We start from the raw sequence: 1886 nt of genomic DNA, 5'->3' as shown, positions 1-1886 counted from the left end.
CGCAGCGCGCCGTCGCGCCGGAGGTGCGGATCGGCGAGCAGCCCGGCGGCCTCGATCGCCGCCGCTGGCGTGCTTTGCGCCGCGGCGACGCGCCGAGCGAGCGCACGCTCGACCTGCACGGCCGGCGGGTGAACGACGCGCATGCGGCGCTGCGATCCTTCCTGCATGATGCGGCGATGGACGGCATCCGCACCGTGACGGTCGTCACCGGCAAGGGCCCGCAGCCGGATGGCGGCATCCTCAAGCGCGAATTGCCGCACTGGCTGAACGCACCCGACCTGCGCCCCCTGGTGCTCGGCGCCGCCCATCCCCACCCGACGAACACCGGCGCCGTGAACATCCTGCTGCGCAAGCGCAGGCAGCACCGATGACTCCTCGACACCAGGCACATGACGCACGGCCGCCAAAGGCGGCCCGCGCCGCGACCGACCGCAGCGTCGGGCGCACCACGTCTGCGGCGCGCAAGCGTCACGCCGAAGGCGTGCCTCCGGCACGACGCCGCCGGAGGCGGCGCCCGGCGCCTGAGGGCACACACATTCGCCGCGCAAGGCAAGGCCGCGGATGCGGCCGCCCGCCGCTTGAGGGCACAAATACATGACCCCCTTCGGCGCGCGCCTCCGTCAGCTTCGCCGCCAGCGCCGCGTCAAGCTGAAGGACCTCGCCGCGCATCTGCAGGTCTCCTCCGCCTATCTCTCGGCACTGGAACACGGGCATCGCGGCCGTCCCTCCGCCGGCCTGGTGCACCAGGTGAACGAGTTCTTCGGCCTGATCTGGGACGAGGCGGAGGAGCTGGCGGAGCTGGCCCGCATCTCCCACCCCAGGGTCAGCGTGGACACCGCCGGGCTCTCGCCGGAGGCAACGGCGCTGGCCAATCGCCTCGCGGAATCGATTCGCCGGCTGACCCCGCAGACAGTCGCGGCGATGCACGCGCTGCTCGACCGCGAGGCACCACCGGAGAAGCCCCGCCTGCGGCGCGCTGCCGGGCGCTGACACAGACAACACGCGCACTCCGCCGGCTTCGCGCGGCCCCCCTGTTGCGCTTTCATGACAGTTTGGTTGCAGGGAATGCCGCGTGCCCGCCGAGGTGATGCTGCTCGTGCTGCTCGGCGCCGCGCTGCACGCAAGCTGGAACGCGCTGGTGAAGTCGGGCGCGGACAAGCTGCTCGACACCGCGCTCGTCGTCGCCGGATCGGCGGCGCTCGCCGTCGTCGCGCTGCCCTTCCTGCCGCAGCCGGCGCCGCCGAGCTGGCCGATGCTCGTCGCCTCCGGCGTCATCCATCTCGCCTACTTCGCGCTCGTCGCCGCGGCCTATCGCGCCGGCGACATGAGCCTCGCCTACCCCCTGATGCGCGGCACGCCGCCGCTCATCGTCGCGGTAGCCGCCACCTTGCTGCTGGGCGAGCAGCTGCGCCCGCTCGCCTGGGCCGGCATCGCGCTGGTCTGCGCCGGCGTGCTGGCGATGGCGATCCGGCGCGGCGCGCGGGGCGACGGCGGCACGGTGGCCCTCGCGCTGGCCAATGCGGGCGTCATCGCGACCTACACGCTGGTGGATGGCGTCGGCGCGCGGCTGTCGGGCGCGCCGGTCGCCTACACCCTCTGGGCGTTCCTGCTGACCGCGGCATGCTTCCTGCCCTTCGTCGCCTGGCAACGGCCGGGCGAGCTGGCGCCGCACCTCCGCGCGCGCTGGCGGATCGGGCTCGGCGCGGGCGCCTGCACGGTCGGGTCCTATGCGCTGGCGCTCTGGGCCATGACGCAGGCGCCGATCGCCCCCGTCGCGGCGCTGCGCGAGACCTCCATCCTGTTCGGCGTCGCCCTCGCGGCGCTGGTCCTGCGGGAACGCCCGACGCGCGCGCGGCTGGCCGGCGCCGCCCTGATCGCGGCCGGCG

3 protein-coding genes are annotated in these 1886 nt (G+C 74.3%); all 3 read left to right on the top strand.

The features are described 5' to 3' along the window. The coding region (locus tag L2I40_RS22620) for a Smr/MutS family protein (protein ID WP_237217597.1) at positions 1-371 on the top strand (371 nt) is incomplete at its 5' end. 223 nt (positions 372-594) lie between these two features. Continuing rightward, positions 595-990, top strand: coding sequence for a helix-turn-helix domain-containing protein (locus L2I40_RS22615; protein WP_237217595.1), 396 nt, complete (start codon positions 595-597; stop codon positions 988-990). A gap of 82 nt (positions 991-1072) precedes the next feature. Then, positions 1073-1886: DMT family transporter (locus tag L2I40_RS22610; protein WP_237217593.1), on the top strand; the 814-nt coding region annotated here is incomplete at its 3' end.

Source organism: Falsiroseomonas oryziterrae (genome assembly GCF_021864505.1).
Classification (GTDB): Bacteria; Pseudomonadota; Alphaproteobacteria; order Acetobacterales; family Acetobacteraceae; genus Falsiroseomonas; species Falsiroseomonas oryziterrae.
Note: the sequence above shows the minus strand (reverse complement) of the source record. Positions and strands in the feature narration are given on the sequence as shown.

Excerpts from the sequence above, each read along its gene's own strand:
- L2I40_RS22615 (WP_237217595.1), top strand. The coding sequence starts at position 595 with ATGACCCCCTTCGGCGCGCGCCTCCGTCAGCTTCGCCGCCAGCGCCGC.